The 18,515-nt window shown below is 62.9% G+C and carries 15 protein-coding genes; 5 read left to right on the top strand and 10 right to left on the bottom strand.

Features of this window, described 5'->3' with window-relative positions; translation table 11 throughout:
• The 7 genes from COLINT_RS01110 to COLINT_RS01080 all read right to left on the bottom strand — a co-directional run.
• On the bottom strand, positions 1-273 hold a 273-nt coding region (locus COLINT_RS01110), incomplete at its 3' end, for a translation initiation factor IF-2 N-terminal domain-containing protein (RefSeq protein ID WP_006722458.1).
• Between the two features lie 74 nt (positions 274-347).
• A complete protein-coding gene (gene nusA, locus COLINT_RS01105; protein ID WP_006722457.1) occupies positions 348-1,628 on the bottom strand; it encodes a transcription termination factor NusA in 1,281 nt (426 codons plus the stop codon).
• A gap of 2 nt (positions 1,629-1,630) precedes the next feature.
• Positions 1,631-2,125: a ribosome maturation factor RimP gene (locus tag COLINT_RS01100; RefSeq protein WP_006722456.1), complete on the bottom strand. Its 495-nt coding sequence runs from the start codon at positions 2,123-2,125 to the stop codon at positions 1,631-1,633.
• A gap of 135 nt (positions 2,126-2,260) precedes the next feature.
• On the bottom strand, positions 2,261-4,849 hold the full coding sequence (leuS, locus tag COLINT_RS01095) for a leucine--tRNA ligase (protein ID WP_006722455.1): 2,589 nt from the start codon (positions 4,847-4,849) through the stop codon (positions 2,261-2,263).
• A 658-nt stretch (positions 4,850-5,507) separates the two neighbouring features.
• Positions 5,508-6,584 carry a hypothetical protein gene (locus tag COLINT_RS01090; RefSeq protein ID WP_233418307.1) on the bottom strand — a complete coding sequence of 359 codons (1,077 nt, stop codon included), beginning with the start codon at positions 6,582-6,584 and terminating at the stop codon, positions 5,508-5,510.
• A gap of 221 nt (positions 6,585-6,805) precedes the next feature.
• A complete protein-coding gene (locus COLINT_RS01085; protein ID WP_233418306.1) occupies positions 6,806-7,957 on the bottom strand; it encodes an LEM-3-like GIY-YIG domain-containing protein in 1,152 nt (383 codons plus the stop codon).
• A gap of 260 nt (positions 7,958-8,217) precedes the next feature.
• Positions 8,218-9,729, bottom strand: coding sequence for an IMP dehydrogenase (locus COLINT_RS01080; protein WP_006722450.1), 1,512 nt, complete (start codon positions 9,727-9,729; stop codon positions 8,218-8,220).
• Positions 9,730-10,034: 305 nt separating this feature from the next.
• Here COLINT_RS01080 and COLINT_RS01070 point away from each other — a divergent pair, with 305 nt between their 5' ends.
• Positions 10,035-10,364: a winged helix-turn-helix domain-containing protein gene (locus COLINT_RS01070; protein ID WP_006722448.1), complete on the top strand. Its 330-nt coding sequence runs from the start codon at positions 10,035-10,037 to the stop codon at positions 10,362-10,364.
• 98 nt (positions 10,365-10,462) lie between these two features.
• On the opposite strand, the gene COLINT_RS01065 is transcribed toward COLINT_RS01070, so the two are convergent.
• From COLINT_RS01065 to COLINT_RS01055, 3 genes are all read right to left on the bottom strand, one after another.
• Positions 10,463-11,287 (bottom strand): PLP-dependent transferase, encoded by an 825-nt coding sequence (locus COLINT_RS01065; RefSeq protein ID WP_233418305.1) that lies wholly within the window; start codon positions 11,285-11,287, stop codon positions 10,463-10,465.
• A gap of 116 nt (positions 11,288-11,403) precedes the next feature.
• Positions 11,404-13,164 (bottom strand): threonine--tRNA ligase, encoded by a 1,761-nt coding sequence (thrS, locus tag COLINT_RS01060; RefSeq protein WP_039910217.1) that lies wholly within the window; start codon positions 13,162-13,164, stop codon positions 11,404-11,406.
• A 194-nt stretch (positions 13,165-13,358) separates the two neighbouring features.
• On the bottom strand, positions 13,359-13,790 hold the full coding sequence (locus COLINT_RS01055) for a double zinc ribbon domain-containing protein (RefSeq protein ID WP_006722445.1): 432 nt from the start codon (positions 13,788-13,790) through the stop codon (positions 13,359-13,361).
• A 301-nt stretch (positions 13,791-14,091) separates the two neighbouring features.
• Here COLINT_RS01055 and COLINT_RS01050 point away from each other — a divergent pair, with 301 nt between their 5' ends.
• The 4 genes from COLINT_RS01050 (at position 14,092) to COLINT_RS01035 (ending at position 18,510) form a co-directional block, all read left to right on the top strand.
• Complete coding sequence (locus tag COLINT_RS01050) at positions 14,092-15,570, top strand: NAD(P)/FAD-dependent oxidoreductase (protein WP_006722444.1); 1,479 nt, start codon at positions 14,092-14,094, stop codon at positions 15,568-15,570.
• Between the two features lies 1 nt (position 15,571).
• Entirely contained in the window at positions 15,572-16,867 is a 1,296-nt protein-coding gene (locus tag COLINT_RS01045) for an NAD(P)/FAD-dependent oxidoreductase (protein ID WP_006722443.1), read from the top strand.
• Between the two features lie 6 nt (positions 16,868-16,873).
• On the top strand, positions 16,874-17,257 hold the full coding sequence (locus COLINT_RS01040) for a DUF1667 domain-containing protein (protein ID WP_006722442.1): 384 nt from the start codon (positions 16,874-16,876) through the stop codon (positions 17,255-17,257).
• 113 nt (positions 17,258-17,370) lie between these two features.
• Positions 17,371-18,510, top strand: coding sequence for a septal ring lytic transglycosylase RlpA family protein (locus COLINT_RS01035; RefSeq protein WP_006722441.1), 1,140 nt, complete (start codon positions 17,371-17,373; stop codon positions 18,508-18,510).
• Positions 18,511-18,515 lie beyond the last annotated feature (5 nt).

Here is an 18,515-nt window from a genome sequence, read left to right as displayed (position 1 = left end):
CTCGGCGGCGAGGCGCTCGGCCTCCTCCTTGGCAGCGGCCTCGGCCTCGGCGGCGCGCTCGGCCTCCTCCTCGGCGCGCTTAGCGGCCTCGACCTCGGCCGCACGGGCCTCGATCACGGGGGCGAGCTGCTTCTTGACCATGGCGACGAAGGCGTCCTCGAGGGAGGACGACGCGGACTTCGCCGGGATCTTCATCTCTTCAAGGTGGCCCATGAGTTCCTTGGACGTCATGCCGAACTCTTTGGCCAGGCTGGAAATACGGACTTTCGCCATATCCTTCACCTACCTCTCACGCGCACCGGGCGCGCATCTTCAATCAACAAGAATCAATGCGTGGGAACGCGGGCCTAGATGAGGTCCTCGGCGCATGCCAGGGCGTCGTCGCCGGCGCCATCGAGCTCGCCGTCGTGCACGCCGCAGAAGCGGGAGCCAGGACGGGCCTGATTGCGGCAGCGGGTGCCGTCCTCGCCAACGTGCGCGCAGCGCTCGGGCTCGAGGTCGGCGGGCTCATCGTCGATCAGGTCCTCGACGACGGGCTGAGGTGCCAGCGGGACGTTCTTGAGGATGTCGGCCGCGAGGGTCTCGCTCTTGATATCGATGTGCCAGCCGGTGAGGCGGGCGGCCAGGCGGGCGTTCTGACCCTCCTTGCCGATGGCAAGCGACAGCTGGTCGTCGGGGACGATGACGCCGGCGTAGTTCTTCTCGGGGTCGATCAGCACGCGGGTCACCTTGGCCGGGGACAGGGCGTTGGCGACGTAGACGGCCGGATCCTCGTCCCACAGGATGACGTCGACGCGCTCACCGCGCAGCTCGCCCACGACGGCGCGCACGCGGCTGCCCTTGGGGCCGACGCAGGCGCCGACCGGGTCGAGGCGGTCGTCCAGGGAGTGGACGGCGACCTTGGAGCGCTGGCCGGGCTCGCGGGCGATGGACTTGAGCTCGACGGTGCCCTCGTACACCTCCGGGACCTCCTGCTCGAACAGACGACGCATGAGCTCGGAGTGGGTACGGGAGATGACAATCGGCGGGCGGGAATGCTCGCCACGCACCGGGGGAAGCGTGGAGTTGGGGTCGCGGACGTCGATGATGACGGCCTTGAGGTGCTGGTTGTGCAGGTAGCGCTCGCCGGCAGGGCGCTCGTTGCGCTCGTCGGGGTAGCGGCGCTGGTCGAAGTGAGGCAGCTCGGCCTCGACGCCCTCGCGGATCTTCACGATGGTGAAGTCGGGCGTGGACTGCAGCACGGTGCCGTTGATGAGGTCACCCACGCGACCGGAGAACTCCTCGTAGATCTGCTCGCGAGCGGCGTTGCGCACGATGGCGTTGATCTCGGCCTTGGCGGTCTGGGCGGCGAGGCGGCTCACGTCCTTCGGCGTGACGTCGATCTCCTCGTACTCGGTGAAGTTGCCCTCCTCATCCATAGAGTCGTCGATGGGCTCGAGGCGGTACACGTAGATCTTGCCAGTGGTGCGGTCGATGGTGACCTTCGCGCCCCAGTCGAGCTTGAGAACGCGAGCATAGGTCTCGGCGAGTGCGGCCTCAAGGCGATCGAGCAGGTAGAGCTGGTCGATGTGCTTCTCCTGGCACAGCTCCATGAGAGCTTCCATCATGGTGAAATCGGCATCTGCCATGGTTAGTTCCCTTCCTTCACGCCCTTGAAGTCGAAGACCGGCTTCAAGGCGCACTTCTTTACGTCGTCAAATGCGATGGTGACCGCATCCTCGCCCTCGGGCTGAATGGTCACGCACGCGTCGGTGGCGGCGGCGATGGCGCCCTTGTAGGAACGGCGCCCCTCCATGGCCGTGGTGGTGAGCTCGACGTCCTCGCCCACGAAACGGGCAAAGTCGGACGGGCGGCGCAGCGGACGCTTCATGCCCGGGGAGCTGACCTCGAGCGTGTAGGCGCTCGAAATGGGATCCAGGGCCTCGACGGTCTCGGACACCCAGGCGGTCTGGGCGGTGACCTCGTCGAGGTTGATGGGATCGCCCTCGAGCTTATCCAGGCGCACGCGCACGCACGGGGCCTTGGTGGCACCGACGACCTCGACGTCGACGATGTCGATGCCGTGCTCGGCGGCGCGGGCCTCCAGGGCATCGATGATGTCCTGCTCCACCTTGCTCTTGACCATGTGACACCTCACTTTCATGAAAAGGGAGCGCGGGCGAACCCGCACTCCCTTCACGTGACAACTTCATTTAAGGGAACTATAACACATTCCCAGCGTACGGGGCAATTTTGCCGTGGATCGACCCGATTTGGAAGCCTACTTCACCACAAGATTTACAAGTTTGCCCGGGACGCAGATAGCCTTGACGACCGTCTTGCCCTCGATGTGCTTGGCAACGGCGGCCTCGGCGGCAGCCTGCATGGCGGCGGCATCGGCTCCCGCCGGCACCATCACGCGTGCGCGCATCTTGCCGAGCACCTGGACGGCGATCTCGACCTCGTCGGCCGCGGCCTCGGCGGCGTCGAACTCCGGCCACGGGGCGGTGTAGACGCTCCCCTCGCGGCCGAGGGCGGCGTGCCACAGCTCCTCACAGGCGAACGGGCAGATGGGCGCCAGGGCGGAGACGATGTCGCAGGCGACGAGCGCAGTGAGGGCGGCGTCGCGCTCCGCGGCGGGCACGGCGTTGATATAGGCGCTCGCGGCGTTCACGAGCTCCATCATCGCGGAGATGGCCGTGTTGAACTGGCCGCGATCGAAGTCCTCGGTGCACTTGGCCAGCGTGCGATGGCGCTCGCGGTACAGCTCGAGCGCGGGCTTGGACAGGGCGCCCTTATCGAGCGAGGCGGCGTCGCCGGCGGTCTCGGCCAGCTGCCAAACGATGCGCCAGGCGCGCTTGATGAAGCGGTTGGCGCCCTCGACGGCTTTGGGATCCCAGTCGAAGTCCTTCTCGGGCGGGGCGATGAACAGGATCGCCAGGCGCATGGTGTCGGCGCCAAAGGGCTCGATGACCGAGCTCGGGGGCACGACGTTGCCCTTGGACTTGGACATGGTATCGCCGTTCTCGTCCTTTACCATGCCCTGGCACAGCAAGTTGGTGAACGGCTCGTCGACGTCGAGCAGACCCATATCGCGCAGGGCCTTGGTGAAGAAGCGGCTGTACAGCAGGTGAAGGATCGCGTGCTCAATGCCGCCGATGTAATTGTCGACCGGCATGAAGCGGTTCGCGGCCTCGCGCGAGAACGGCAGCTCGGTGTTGTGCGGATCGGTGTAGCGCAAGTAGTACCAGCTGGAGCACGTGAAGGTGTCCATGGTATCCGTCTCACGGCGAGCAGGTGCGCCGCACACGGGGCAGGTCGTCTCGTAGAAGTCGCGGCACTCGGCGAGCGTCTCGCCCGCGGTGAGGTCGAGGTTCTCGGGCAGCATGACCGGAAGCTGATCGGCGGGCACGGGGACGATCCCGCAATGCTCGCAGTGGATAGCCGGGATGGGGTTGCCCCAGTAGCGCTGACGGGAGATGAGCCAGTCACGCAGGCGGTACTGGACAGAGCGCTTGCCGGTGCCGGCGGCCTCAAGGTCGGCCACGATGGCGGCCTCGCCCTCGGAATGCTTGCCGCCCGTCATGCCGGTGTACTTACCGGACTGGACGAGCTTGCCCTCACAGGTGAGTGCCTCGTCCCAGTCGACGGAAGTCACGCGCGTGCCCTGCTCATCTTTGAGGTCCTCATACAGCGGGTCGTCCTCGGAGAGGATGATGGGCACAATGGGCAGGTCATACTTCTTGGCGAAGTCGAAATCGCGCGCGTCGCCGCAGGGCACGGCCATGACGGCACCGGTGCCGTAGTCGGAGATGACGTAGTCGGCCACCCACACGGGAACCTTGGCGCCCGAGACGGGGTTGATGACATAGCGGCCCGTGAAAGCGCCATGCTTCTCGAGCGTACCCTGGGCGCGCTCGACGGCGGAGATGTGCTTGGCACCCTCGACGACCACGCGCACGCCAGCCTCGTACTCGGTGCCCTCGACCAGGTCCATCAGACCCTTGTACTCGGGAGCGAGCAGGAAGAACGTGTTGCCGAACAGTGTGTCGGCGCGGGTGGTGAAGACGGTGATCTTACCCTCGTCGCCCTCGATTGGGTTGCCATCGACGTCGCACAGCGTGAAGTCGACCTCGGCGCCCTCGGAGCGGCCGATCCAGTTGGCCTGCATCTGCTTGACACGCTCGGGCCAACCGGGGAGCTTCTCCAGGTCGTCGAGGAGCTCCTGAGCGTAGGCGGTGATCTTGATGTACCACTGCTCGAGGTCGCGCTTCTCCACCTCGGAGTCGCAACGCCAGCAGCGGCCCTCGGTCACCTGCTCGTTAGCGAGCACGGTCTCGCACTTGGGGCACCAGTTTACCGGGTTCTTCTTGCGGTAGACCAGACCGCGCTCCCACAGCTTCTCGAAGATCCACTGGCCCCAACGGTAGTAATCGGGGCTGCACGTCTTAACCAGGCGATCCATGTCGTAGGAAAAGCCCATGCGTTTCATAGTGGCAAGGGCCTGGTCCATGTTCCTATAGGTCCACGCGGCGGCCTGGGTGTTGTGCTTGATAGCCGCGTTCTCGGCGGGAAGACCGAAAGCGTCGAAACCGATGGGATGCAGCACGTCGTAGCCGCGCATACGGGCCTGGCGGGCCATGGCGTCGCCGATGGTGTAGTTGCGGGCGTGGCCCATGTGCAGGTCACCCGAAGGGTACGGGAACATCTCGAGGACGTACTTCTTGGGCTTGGTGGAATCGGTGTCCACAGCGAAGAGATTCTGCTCCTCCCAGGACTTCACCCACTTTTCCTCAATGGTCTGCGCGTCGTAAGCCGGGATCTCCCCCGCCGCGCGACCGGCGTGATCGTGCTCGTGGCAATCGCACATGGTTGGCTCCTATCGTTCAAGCGCCGGGGCCGCTCGGGGCCCGCCGCGCCGCGTCGGTAATGTTCAAGAGTTTAGCAGGTCTGCCTATAGAGCAGGTGACCGATCTTATGAGGGAGGGGGCGAAATCCCCCAGCAACTTAGACAGATCGTACGCAGCCAGAGGCCATCACGCGTCTCGGGAAGCCCCTCTATGCCAATGGCTCCATTATGCGTGAACAAGAAGGCTGGCATGCGTAAGCGGGCGCACCCACGCGCAGGCGTCGGATCGCCGTTATTGGGCGAGCACTGCCGAGTACAAGCGGGCGTGATTGCTCACGGCACCCTGCTGAATCCGCAACGACTACATGGGTTGCTGCATAATTCCCTTAACACAAAATGTTACAAAGGAGATGTCATGGCAGTTGGATGCCTGAATTGCCAAAGGCGCAGGAATTACAAATCTTAGACGTGCTTGGAAGTGTGAATGTAGTGATTGCAATTGATATCAAGGGAATTATGCAGCAGCCCAGTTCACAGCCGTATTCCAAGCACCAACATTCCCGCATGACACAATCGTGAACGCTGCCCAGTTCGAGACGCCCAGGTAAAACCCACCATCGATTGATGGGCCAGGGGCGTGCCTCAGTGCGCCGTGCGCCGCGCAACAGCAAACAGGCCATCATCGCATGTCGTAAATCACTGAGTCGAACGACTTGACCACGAATCGCGACCACAAGAGATGTCTTTGCTCTCGAGCGCTGCGAAGCACTTCCCTATTCGACGCGGAGTCCTTCGACCCGCGCAGTAACGGACGTGCCCTCCTCCCCAGCACCCTCCTTATCCGGTCTGCAAGCATTTCCAAATAGTCAAAACTTCCCGCATCGTCAGAGGTGATGGAAAAATGCGATGCGTCGCGAATGGTAGCTATATCGTTCCTGCGCCGAGAGTCGAGCAAGGCTTTCTCGTCGCCCGCGTGCGTACTCACAGGATCGTAATCAACAAACACCACGCGCCGCTCGCCTTTGCAGGTCTTAGAACGAATAACGATGTCAGGGTAGCGCGTTATGCATTTCGGCCTGCCCCATCGATCGCGCCCATCGAAGACTCGCACCCCCTCGTTAAAGGAAAGCTGCCCCAAATCAAAACCGCCGAGCCTAGATGGAAGACAGAAGAGCATTCCCAAAGCACACTCTTTTGGAGACCGCGCATGCTCGCAGACGTGCACCAAGGACGAACGTGCCCGCTTGACGCCCCTGATCCCCTTCGCGCTATCCAGAAACGCCCCCATTGAGCGCAAGCTCGCAATCGAGTGCAAACCTTCTGCTCGATACACGACGCCACCCTGGGCGAAGGGGTCGAACCGAAAATCCGAACAGGCGCACATGCCAAAATAGATCGCCTCGGTCGTGTCAACAATTTGGCATATCTGCAAAAAGGCAAGTTCGGGACTGCATACGAACAGCTCCGCATCTCTGGCATGGCACGCTATGGGAATCAGGCTGCCGGACGGCAGATCCTGCGTGCAGCCATGCGGCCGAACCGAAGCACTCCTTCGAAACGCGCCATCACCCAGAACCAAGAAATCGAGGGGCCCGTCAAGGCCGATGGACCAGCGCAGCTGCTCAGCCAACAAGACATCGGGAGCATCAGCCGACTTTGGAATAACAAGATTTGGCGCATTGCTGTCTACACGGGGGTCACGATGACTCAAAAACCACCACAATGCCGAAAAATGAGAAAGAACAAAGGCCCTCATTCACCATCCCCCCTACCATGGATTTGAGTGTTGGCCATTGTTCCCAAAGAATGCTGCAATAATCCCTTCAAGGTAGAGCACTGTGCAAGACCTGATAATTGCTGCGCCTCAACAGAGTACGACCTGCAGAAATTCCAGGAAATTCAGGCGGGAATTGAGATGCGGTTTCCGGTGATTTCCGACAAGGGATTTTTGCAACAACTAGAGCACCCGAAAATAAATTACGCGCAACCCCAACGCGCGGCCAGCTCATGGAAGTAGTGATAAGCCAATCCATTTGCCACATACGTCCTAATCCACGATCCATTATCGAAGTGGTCGTCCCTAAACTGATAACCCAAAATCGAAACTAGCTGGTGGTCGCTCAGGTTCGAAAGCTCCTTCTTGGATGCCTTTCTAAGCGCTATATCATCTTTTCCTATCGATTGATATACAACCTCATAGTCAACGGGGACAAATCCTCCTCGGTAGGCCAAATCCAGCAACTCATTCAAGCTGTTTTCAAGACCGTAGGGATCATCCTGCAGTGGGTCATAGAAGCTGAAATTTGAGCACCATTCTCTCTTCTCCCCTGTCAACTCGATATCCTCGAGCACCCTGTGGATCTCCGCAAGCGCCTTACGTGAATAAGCAGCCTTCACATAGCGGATGGGATTTGCGCTCCCCGGCGCGTACAACCCCGAGACGCCCTTTCCGACATAGCGATCTCTAATACACCGATCGGCAACGCGCCCCACGAACTCCATGCGATGAGCCAACTCGGCTTGACTGACCGAGCGAGCTGCACACATGCCCGAACCCGCCGGCAACCATGTCGCGATTTCATAGGCTTCAAGAACCATGCCGTCATAGACCGCCAGAGCAAGATGGATTCCCTCTACCTTACTTTTGTCCACACGCCAAAACCCTCGTGTTACCTCATACAACTCAAAATCGGACATTCCGTTTCGGTAGAGCTGGTTGACCTTGACCAAGACCGCATCTTCGAGAAAATCCGACTCGGTCAGTTCTCCGTGATCAAACCTCGCATCGAGCTCCGAAACCTCTATCCGCCCATATAGGCTCGATTCATGACCCGCCTGTTTGTTTGTCAGATTCTTCAGTCCAAGTAAGTCAATTGCCGCCGCCTCGACTTTATATGCGCCCTTCTCATCAAGGCCGAAAGCCAAAATCTCGATGAGAGGTTGCCTGCCACGCGCTTGTATCTCGGCAATCTTGCGTGCCTTATCGCTTTCGGAACCGTCGTGCAAATGAGCGAATGCCCTATTGCCCTTTCCTTTGCCAACATAAAAAGGAACTTTGGTCACGGGATCGGAATATATATAGACGTAATACCCAAGCGCTTCGATTGTTTTTGGAGAAAATTTATCCACTCTGAACTCGATTCATTGGGAAAGAGGCGACCATGACCAGTGAACTACGACAAGCGATTGTAGATAGCAGCAAACGAGCAACGGGGCAATGACAGGCAGCTTTGAAACGTGGGCTGCACCCACGTCAATTTGGCAGAACGCCGTCAAACCAGCCTCACATTAAATACTGACAAATCCTTCATACTCAAAATAGCAGAAGGCTCGCATGCGAGCGCACACGAGCCTTCTGAGCATTAGCCTGTAGGATGATTTGGAACCGTTTAGTTGTAGCTCACCGTCTGCTGGGAGTCCTTGACCACGACGTCGTGAGCGCCGCCCTCGACGATGGAGGTGGCGGAGACGAGGGTGAGACGGGCCTTGTCCTGCAGCTCGGGGATGGAGAGCGCGCCGCAGTTGCACATGGTGGACTTGACCTTGTACAGGGTGCCGTTCACGCCGTCCTTGAGGGAGCCGGCGTAGGGCACGTAGGAGTCGACGCCCTCGACGAAGGAGAGCTTCTGGGCGCCGCCCAGGTCGTAGCGCTGCCAGTTACGGGCGCGCGCGGAACCCTCGCCCCAGTACTCCTTCATGTACTGGCCGTTGACGTTCACGCGGGACGTCGGGGACTCGTCGAAGCGGGCGAAATAGCGGCCGAGCATGAGGAAGTCGGCACCCATGGCGAGCGCCAGGGTCATGTGGTAGTCGTAGACGATGCCGCCGTCGGAGCAGACGGGCACGTAGACGCCGGTCTCCTCGAAGTACTCATCGCGGGCGCGGCAGACGTCGATCAGCGCGGTGGCCTGGCCACGGCCGATGCCCTTGGTCTCACGGGTGATGCAGATGGAGCCGCCGCCGATACCGACCTTGATGAAGTCGGCACCGCAATCGGCCAGGAAGCGGAAGCCGTCGGCGTCGACGACGTTGCCCGCGCCGACCTTGACGGAATCGCCGTAGTTCTCGCGGATCCACTCGATGGTGCGCTTCTGCCACTCGGAGTAACCCTCGGAGGAGTCGATGCACAGCACGTCGGCACCGGCCTCGACGAGCAGCGGCACGCGCTCGGCGTAGTCACGGGTGTTGATGCCCGCGCCGACCATGTAGCGCTTGTTGGCATCGAGCAGCTCGTTGGGGTTGGTCTTGTGGGAGTCGTAATCCTTGCGGAAGACGATGCCGACCAGGTGGTCGTTGTCATCGACGACAGGCAGGGCGTTGAGCTTCTTGTCCCAGATGAGGTCGTTGGCGTCCTTGAGGGTGATGTCCTTGTCGCCCACGATGAGCTCGGCGCGAGGGGTCATGAACTCGGAGACGAGCTTGGAGTGATCATCACGGCTGGGGCGGTAGTCGCGGCTGGTGACGATGCCGAGGAGCTTGCCGGTGGGGGTGCCGTCATCGGTAACGGGCATGGTGGAGTGACCGGTGCGGTCCTTGAGCTGCATGACCTGCTCCATGGTCATGTCGGGCGTAAGGGTGGAGTCGGACTGCACGAAACCGGCCTTGTGGTCCTTGACGGCCTTGACCATGGCGGCCTCGGACTCGGGGGTCTGGGAACCGTAGATGAAGGAGATGCCGCCCTCGGTGGCCAGGGCGACGCCCATGTCCACGCCGGAGACGGACTGCATAATGGCGGAGACCATGGGGATGTTCAGCGTGATCTCGGGCTCCTCGCCGCGCTTGAAGCGGGTCAGCGGGGTCTTGAGGGAGACGTTCGTGGGAACGCACTCAGCGGAGGAGTATCCGGGGACGAGCAGATACTCAGAGAAAGTATGGGATTCACCAGGGAAAAACGTTGCCATGTCGCTCCTTCGACTCTTTGCTGCCGACGCGGCGGCGACTCCTTGCCGCCGTGCCATTCGCTCCCGATACAAGTGGGGGTATTGTAGCGCAGAGCCACTGCTACAATGGCTCTCGTTACCAGACTTCAAATGGTCTGCCCAATCTCAATGTCTCTCCGACGCCGCCTTCGGCCAATCGACACACCCGCCCGCATCCCGGATTCGCGTAAGGGCGCCTCGATGCCGCCCAAAAAAGACGCAAGGATCTTATCGGCGATGGCGCGGGCCCTGCGCCATCGCGACCGTACCACCAGCTTGGAGCCCATATGTCGCTTTCCGCCCACGCCCGACTCACCATCTCCGACGACGACCGCGACCTACCCGGTGCTTTCGGCGGCGGGTGCGCCTCACTGCTGGAGGGCGTCGCCGAAGAGGGCTCGCTCAACCGTGCGGCGAAACGCATGGGCATGGCGTATTCCAAGGCGTGGAGAATCGTACGCGAGGCCGAGGGGCATCTGGGCTGCGAACTGCTCGCCCGCGACGGTGCGCGCGGCTCGGTGCTCACCCCTGAGGGCGAACATGCCCTCCACGCCTATCGAACCCTCCAGGCAGAGCTCGACGCGATGATCGCGAAGCGCCTCACCGAGCTGTTTTAGCCACCTCGGGCACGAGCGCCCTCCTGGCAAAAGCTCGGACAGGGAAACTACAACCCCAAAAACGCCTTGACGCCGATCAGGATGAGCACGATGGCCTCCTACGGCTGCGGAGGATTGCGGAACCAGCGCATGGCCTGATCGAGATCGTCGGCTATAGCGAGGGGGTCATCGAGGCCGGCGAATATGCGAACCGCGCTCCCCTGCCACCCATCGCGCGCATGCAGGCGCGTGCGGGGTCCGCCGGCGTGGCAATCTCGGCCGCTGAGACGACAGCGCCCGATGAAATCCCCCGCCGTGGCGCCCCAGTCCCCAGGGAGCTCGAAATCGACGGCGGGGCCGAAGCCGTGACGCAGCACACGCTCAGCCAGAGAGCGATCGGGATGTGTGGCGAGACCGGGGTAATCGACCCGGACCAAACCATCACAACAGGCAAGGTACTCAGCGAGGGCGCGGGCATGATCGAAATGGCGCTGCATACGCGTCGAGACGCTATCGAGTCCATGGGCGATGACCTCGAGATCGGCCTGAGCCAACGCGCAAGAAGGCTGGTCCCCCACGCGAGCGACCGCGCGAGCGCCACGTGCGGAAAGCGCAACCACCTTGCGATCGAGTAACCCGCCAGCAACGCGGTCGAGCGCCTCGCACTGCACGTCGGCACCAAGCTCGAAAGCATGGCAACCGAAATGCGACGGCACAGTGATGTCAACCCACATAAGACCGCTGTGGGCATGAACCTCACGAGACTCGGCACGGACATCCGCCACGCGAAGGCCCGTGCCGCCGACCATATCAGCCAAACGGTCTTCGTCCGCCATGACGCCAAGGCGCGCGAGCGCCTCGTCAACGCGATCGCCGTACACGAAGACGGCGATCTCGGCGCAAACGAGCTGCGCATATCGGGTCTCGAGTTCCTGTTGAGCCATCACGCTGAAACCGCCCTTCCTCTCCTGGACAGTAGGCCCGAAGCATAACGCACGCCGCGCCGAGCCCGTGGGGCCCGAGGCGGCGTGCGCATCATAGCGATGAACCCGGTTGCGTCCTACGCGCGCGTACGGGTCTCCTCAACGACCTTGGCAATGAACTCATCGACGGCCATCGGAACGGTCTCGTTGGAACGGTCGCGGACGGAGATGTTGCCGGCTTCGACCTCCTTCTCACCCAGGATCAGCATGTAGGGCACGCGATCGACGCCGCGGGCCTCGCGAATCTTGTAGCCGATCTTCTCGTCGCGATCGTCGCACACCACGCGGATGCCGGCGGCCTCGAGCTGCTCGGTGACCTGGTGAGCGTAGTCGCGGCTCTTCTCAGACACGGGCAGGACCTTGACCTGCATGGGGGCGAGCCAAACCGGGAACTTGCCGGCATAATGCTCGATCAGGATGCCGATGAAGCGCTCGATGGAGCCGAAGCACACGCGATGCAGCATGATGGGGCGTTTCTTCTCGCCGTCGGCATCCACGTAGGTGAGGTCGAAGTTCTGCGGCATCTGGAAGTCCAGCTGCACGGTACCGCACTGCCAGGTGCGGCCGAGGGAGTCCTCCAGGTGGAAGTCGATCTTGGGACCGTAGAAGGCGCCGTCACCCTCGTTGACCACGTAATCCATGCCCAGCTTATCGAGTGCGACCTTGAGGCCCTCCTCGGCGGCGGCCCAGTCCTCATCGGAGCCCATGGAGTCCTCGGGGCGGGTGGAAAGCTCAACGTGGTACTTGAAGCCGAACTTCTGATACACGGAGTCGATCAGGCGCACAACGCCCACGATCTCGTCGGTCAGCTGCTCGGGCGTGACGAACAAGTGCGCGTCATCCTGGTTGAAGCAGCGGACGCGGAACAGGCCGTGCAGGGCGCCCCTGAGCTCGTGGCGGTGCACCAGGCCGATCTCGCCGGCGCGGATGGGCAGCTCGCGGTAGCTATGCGGCTTGGAGCTGTAGACGAGCACACCGCCCGGGCAGTTCATGGGCTTGATGCAGTACTCCTCGTCGTCGATCATCGTGGAGTACATGTTGTCCTTGTAGTGGTCCCAGTGACCGGAGGTGAGCCACAGGCTCTTGTTCATGATCTGGGGCGTGGAAATCTCGACGTACCCAGCCTTGTGATGGATCTCGCGCCAGTAGTCGAGCAGGGTGTTCTTGAGGACCATGCCGTTGGGCAGGAAGAACGGGAAGCCGGGGGCCTCGTCGCGCATCATGAACAGGTCCATCTCGCGACCGATGCGTCGATGGTCACGCTTCTTGGCCTCCTCGAGGAGGGTGAGGTGCGCCTCCAGTTCATCCTTGGTGGCGAAAGCCGTGCCGTTGATGCGCGTGAGCATCTTGTTGTTGGCATCGTTTTTCCAGTAGGCGCCAGACACGCCGGTGAGCTTGAAGGCCTTGAGGGCCTTGGTATAAGTGAGGTGTGGTCCGACGCACATGTCGATGTAATCGCCCTGCTGGTAGAAGGTGATGCGAGCGTCATCGGCCAGGTCACCGATGTGCTCGACCTTATACTTCTCACCGCGCTCCTCCATGAGGGCGATGGCCTCCTCGCGAGGCAGCTCGAAGACCTGGAACTTAAGGTTCTCCTTGACGATCTTCTTCATCTCGGCCTCGATGGTGGGCAGATCGTCCTCGGAGATCTTCTTATCGCCGAGGTCGACGTCATAATAGAAGCCGTTATCGGTCGCGGGACCGTAGGCGAAGTCGGCCTCGGGGTAGAGGTGCTTGATGGCCTGGGCCATGATGTGGGCGGCGGAATGGCGGATGACGTGCTGGGCCTCGTCGGCCTCAACCTCGGCCACGGAGCCGTCGTTGTACAGTGCCTTCATATCTAGAACCTTTCCGATACGGTGCATTACCTCTGTAACTTTTCCAGTGTACCCGTTTGCCCGCGCAATTGCGCCTCCAATCCAGAAGAGCGCCAAGAAGCACGGAATAGGAACGCACCCGCCATCCAAAGGGTGACGGGTGCGTTACGGCGCGGTTCATCGGCCCCGTGCGGCGCACGGGGGGAAGCTCGCGCCTATTGGATGTGAGTTCGGCAGAAGGGGCAGACCTTCCAGTGCGCCTCCAGCGGGCGCTTGCACGTGGGACAGACGTTGCGGACCTGCGTGTTGCACACCGGGCAGACGATGAAGTCCTTCTCGATTGTGGTGCCGCAGTTGGGGCAGCTGCCATACTGGGCGAGCTGACGCTCGCGCAGCGCCATGTCGAGCTCCTGCTCCTCGCGATCCGCCACGTAGGACGCCGGGCGCATCACGATATAGGCCATAAGGCCAACGAACGGGACGAGGGCGAGCAGGCCCCAGGCCCAAAACGCCTGGACGCCGCGACGCTTCGCGTCGATGAAGACATACACGACGGAGAGCAGGTAGAGAGCGACCACGAAGGCGATGAAGCCGTACATGGCAAACATCAACTGCGGGGACATGAGCTCCTCGATGTACTTGGACATGAGCCTCACCTTTCAGCCGGTTGCGAGATTGCAAAGCTGTTCATAATCGCACCGTATTGTATACCACCCGCCCCCTCATCGGAAACGACCGGCAACCGCGCACGTTAACGACACAGCGGACCCATCGACCACCGCGACCGCGCGGCACCGGGGCCGTTTGCGGGCCAAGCCGCCCGCTTGCCCGATTGGCCCTGGCGAAGATAAATGACATGCGTAGCATTGTTTGTTGACACTTTGTCTATAGAATGCACCGGCTGCGAGCCCATGGACACACGCCCGGTGCTCAGACGGGAGCGGCACCATGGAACCTAGGTACGACATCGCCATCGTAGGCGCGGGCATCACCGGTTGCGCCATCGCACGGCAGCTCGCGCGATACGACAAGACGATATGCCTCATCGAGGCGACCGACGACATCGCGCTCGGGGCATCGAAGGCCAACGGTGGCCTGATCCACGCCGGATACGACCCCGCCCCCGGGACGATGAAGGCGAAGATGAACGCCCGCGGGTGCGAGCTGTACAGAACGTGGTCAAAGGAACTCGGTTTCCTGTTCCACCGCACGGGCTCCCTCGTTCTCGGCTTTACCGACGAGGACCTCGCCACCCTCGAGCACCTGCGCGACAACGGCCTGGCCAACGGCGTCCCCCACCTCGAGATCGTCGGCCCCGATCGCATCGCCGAATTGGAACCGCGCGCCAATCCGGACGCCACCTGCGCCCTATGGTGCCCCTCCACCGGCTATGTCGACCCGTTCGAGGTTGCCATCGCCGCAGCCGAGAACGCCGTAGCCAACGGAGCCGCCTTCTTGCGCGGCGCCCCAGTAACGGCCATCGCCCGCCCGGAAGAGGGGGAGTTCGTCCTCTCCACGCCCAAGGGAGACGTTCGATGCGAGATCTTGATCAACGCCGCTGGCAGCGGCGCAGGCGAGATCTCGCGCATGGCCGGAGATCGCGGGCTACGCATGGTATGGCGCCAAGGCAACATCGCCGTGCTCGACAAGGAGCCCCGCGCCATCATGCCGCTCTACCCGGTGCCGACACCGGTGTCCAAGGGCGTCATCGTCACGGGAACCGTGCACAACAACACGGTCATCACCGCCACCGCCGAGATGCGAGAGCAAGGCGACAAGGACACGTACGCCGGCGATGTGGAGGCCCTGCTCTCCGGCGCGCGCAAGCTCGTACCAGACCTGGATACCCGCCGCGTCGTCCGCACCTTCGCAGGGGGCCGCGCCGTACTTGAGAAAACGAACGACTTCCTCATCGAAGCCTCCGAGTCCACGCCCGGCCTGTTCCACGCCGCGGGCATCCAGTCCCCCGGCGTCGCAAGCGCACCGGCGGTTGCCGAGCGCATGGAACAGCTCCTGCGCGAGGCAGGCGTAGAGCTCGTCGAACGCGCCGATTGGAACCCCATCCGCCGCATGCCGGACGACTTCGACCTCGCCCCCCTCGAGCGCAAGGAGGAGCTCATCGAGGCGGACCCAGCATGGGGCCGCATCGTATGCCGCTGCGAGACGGTGCCGGAGGCCGAAATCGTCGCCGCCATCCACCGCAAGCCGGGCGCCATCTCGGTCGAGGGCGTCAAACGCCGCTGCCGCGCCGGCATGGGCCGCTGCCAGAGCGGCTTCTGTCAGAGTCGCGTCGTGGAGATCCTCGCCCGCGAACTCGGCGTCGCCCCCTCCGAAGTCCCGCTGGAAGACACGGGCTCATGGATCGTCGACGGACCGCTCAAGAACCCGGGCGCCCACATGGGCGCCATCGCCGAGGAGGACTGCTAGCATGGCTCAGATCGAAACACGCGATTATGACGTCGTCGTCATCGGCGGCGGCCCCGCGGGCATGGGAGCTGCCCTCGCAGCGCACGAAGCCGGCGCGTCGACCGTAGTCATCGAGCGCAACGAGCATCTTGGCGGCATCCTGCGCCAGTGCATCCACCCCGGCTTCGGCCTCACCCATTTCAAAGAAGAGCTCACCGGCCCCGAATACGCCCAGCGTTTCATCAACCGCGTGCGCGAGGCCGGCATCGATGTCATGCTCGGGTCCATGGCGCTCGGCATCGACGAAGGCGGACGAGAAGACGCGGCGCACAGCGTCACCGTCATGGGCGAAGACGGCATGGCCCGCCTCACCTGCCGCTCGGTGGTGCTCGCCATGGGCTGTCGCGAGCGCACCCGCTTCGAGATCAAAATCCCGGGCAGCCGTCCTGCCGGTGTATACACCGCGGGCCTCGCCCAGCGTTACATCAACATCGAGAACCTGCGCCCCGGACACCGCGTCGTGATCTTGGGGTCGGGCGACATCGGTCTCATCATGGCGCGTCGATGCGCCCTGGAAGGCCTCGAAGTCGAGGGCGTCTACGAGCTCATGCCCTATGCCAACGGGCTGCACCGCAACGTCAAGAACTGCCTTGAGGACTTTGGGATCCCGCTGCACCTATCCACCACCGTCACGCGCGTGATCGGTCGAGACCGCGTCGAGGCCGTCGAGGTCTCGAACGTTGGAGAGGACCTCTCCCCTATCCCCGGGACCGAGCGTATCATCCCCTGCGACACGCTGCTGCTCTCCGTTGGCCTCATCCCCGAAAACGAGCTCGCCCGAGCCGCCGGGGTCGAGATCGACCCGCGCACACGCGGCGCACGCGTGGATCAGGACCTGCAAACGAACGTCGACGGTATCTTCTCCTGCGGAAACGTCTTGCAGGTACACGACCTTGCCGACAACGTCACCGCCGAGGCGACGCGCGCGGGAGCGGCCGCGGCCGCCCACGCCCTCGGCACGGCGAGACCCGATGTTCTCTCAGAACCCGTGACCCTCGAGCCCTGCGGCATGGCCGGCTACATCGTGCCGGCCCGCATCAACCGAACGGTCGCCACGAAGGCGTTCTTCCGCGTGCGTCGCCCCCTCGAGCACGCCCAGCTCGTGATCCGTGCGGGCGATGCCGTTCTCTTCCACGGCAAGACGCGCGACTACAAGCCGAGCATCATGGAAGCGGCCCCTATAACGCCCAAGATGCTCGCCGCCGTGAAACCGGGCGAGACCCTGACCGTATCCATCGACCCCGTGGAAGAAGCGTGATGTCCCATGACGAGCACTGAGACGTTCCACTGCACGACCTGCCCATCCGAATGCCTGCTCACGGTATGCGTGGAGCGAGACGGGGACGGAGTCGCGCGCGTCACGAGCGTACATGGCAACCGGTGCCCGCGCGGCAAGCGCTTCGCCGAGCAGGAAGTCGTGTGCCCGATGCGCATCCTAGCCACAACGGTCGTGGTCGAAGGCGGAGACGAGCGCCTCGTCCCCGTGCGAACCTGCTCCCCCATTCCTCGCGCCCTGCACAAGGACGCCATGGAAACCATACGGGAGCTGCGCGTTTCCGCCCCCGTGCGCATGGGGGACGTCATCGCCGCCAACCTGCTCGACACAGGCGTCGACCTGGTCGCGAGTATGGACGTAGGACTCGCATAGGCTTCCGCACGCCGACACAGTCGCATAGAAGATTTGAACGCAACCCTTAGGCTCAACCTCAGCTTGAGGGTTGCCTTATACTGATACCGTCAACGAGAAAAGGCGGTTGTTACATGGCACGTGCCACCATGAGAGGGATTTGTACGCACAGAGGGCGGATCGCCTGCGTCGCTGGGCTCACGGCGGCACTCGCCCTGGGCGCCGGCATACCCGCGCTCACGGGCACGCCTGAGCCCGCACTGGCCGCAACGGCGGCGACGCGCGGCGAGCTCGCCTCCCTGCAAAAAGAGGTCTCCCGCGCCGCCGGCACCTACGCCGACGCCACGTCACGCGCCGCCGAGCTCAACGAGCAGGTGCGAACGGCCGCCGACGATATCCTTCGCATTGAGCAGGAGCTCATGCCGCAGGCGCAGAACCGCGCCGCCCTGGCAGCGCGCGAGCTGTACAAACGCCATGCGTCCAACGGCGGCGCCCTCTCCATGCTCCTCAACGCCGGTTCCTTCGCCGATTTCCTCAGCATGACCAAGTACCTGGGCACCGTGCAGAGCGCCAACATCGCCGCTCTCGACGAGCTGCATGCACTCGAAGACGAGCTCAACGGCAAGCTCGCGGAGCTGAGCTCCGCAAAAGACGAGGCCGACCTGCAACTCTCCCGTGCGCAGGACGCGCTCGACACCGCGCAATCCGCAGCCGCCAAGATCCAGGCGAAGGCGAATGCCGAAGACGCCGAGGAGGCCGAGATCGCGCGTCAGGCCGCCGAGCAGGCCGCCCAGCTGCAGGCGCAGCAAAACGCGAGCCAGAACAGGCCCAGCGCTCCGACCCCCGACACGGGCTCAAACAACGCCGGCACCACAACCCCGCAGGCACCCGACACACCGGCGGCGCCCAAGCCCGAAGACACCACCACGCCTCCCGCGCCCCCGGCGCCCCCTGTAACGCCAACGCCTCCGGCGCCGCCGGCCATCACATGGAAGACGGGCGTGGCGTCCTATTACGGCATCGGCGACGGATTCATGGGCGGCACGACCGCTAACGGCGAGACGGTCACCGAGACCTCGATGGGCATCGCGATGCTCAACGTCCCGTTCGGCACCCGCGTCGAGATTCGCTATGGCGGCCGTTCGGTGATCGCCTATGTGAACGACCGCGGCCCTTATGTGCACGGTCGCGTGATCGACATGCAGCCCGCCGTGGCCCGCGCCCTGAACTTCCTGAGCGTGGGCGTGGCGACCGTCCAGTACCGCTTCCTGTAGCGAGA

The sequence above is a fragment of the Collinsella intestinalis DSM 13280 genome, assembly GCF_000156175.1.
Lineage (GTDB): Bacteria > Actinomycetota > Coriobacteriia > Coriobacteriales > Coriobacteriaceae > Collinsella > Collinsella intestinalis.
The sequence above is the reverse complement of the archived record's forward strand: the minus strand, read 5'-3'. Positions and strand labels throughout refer to the sequence as shown.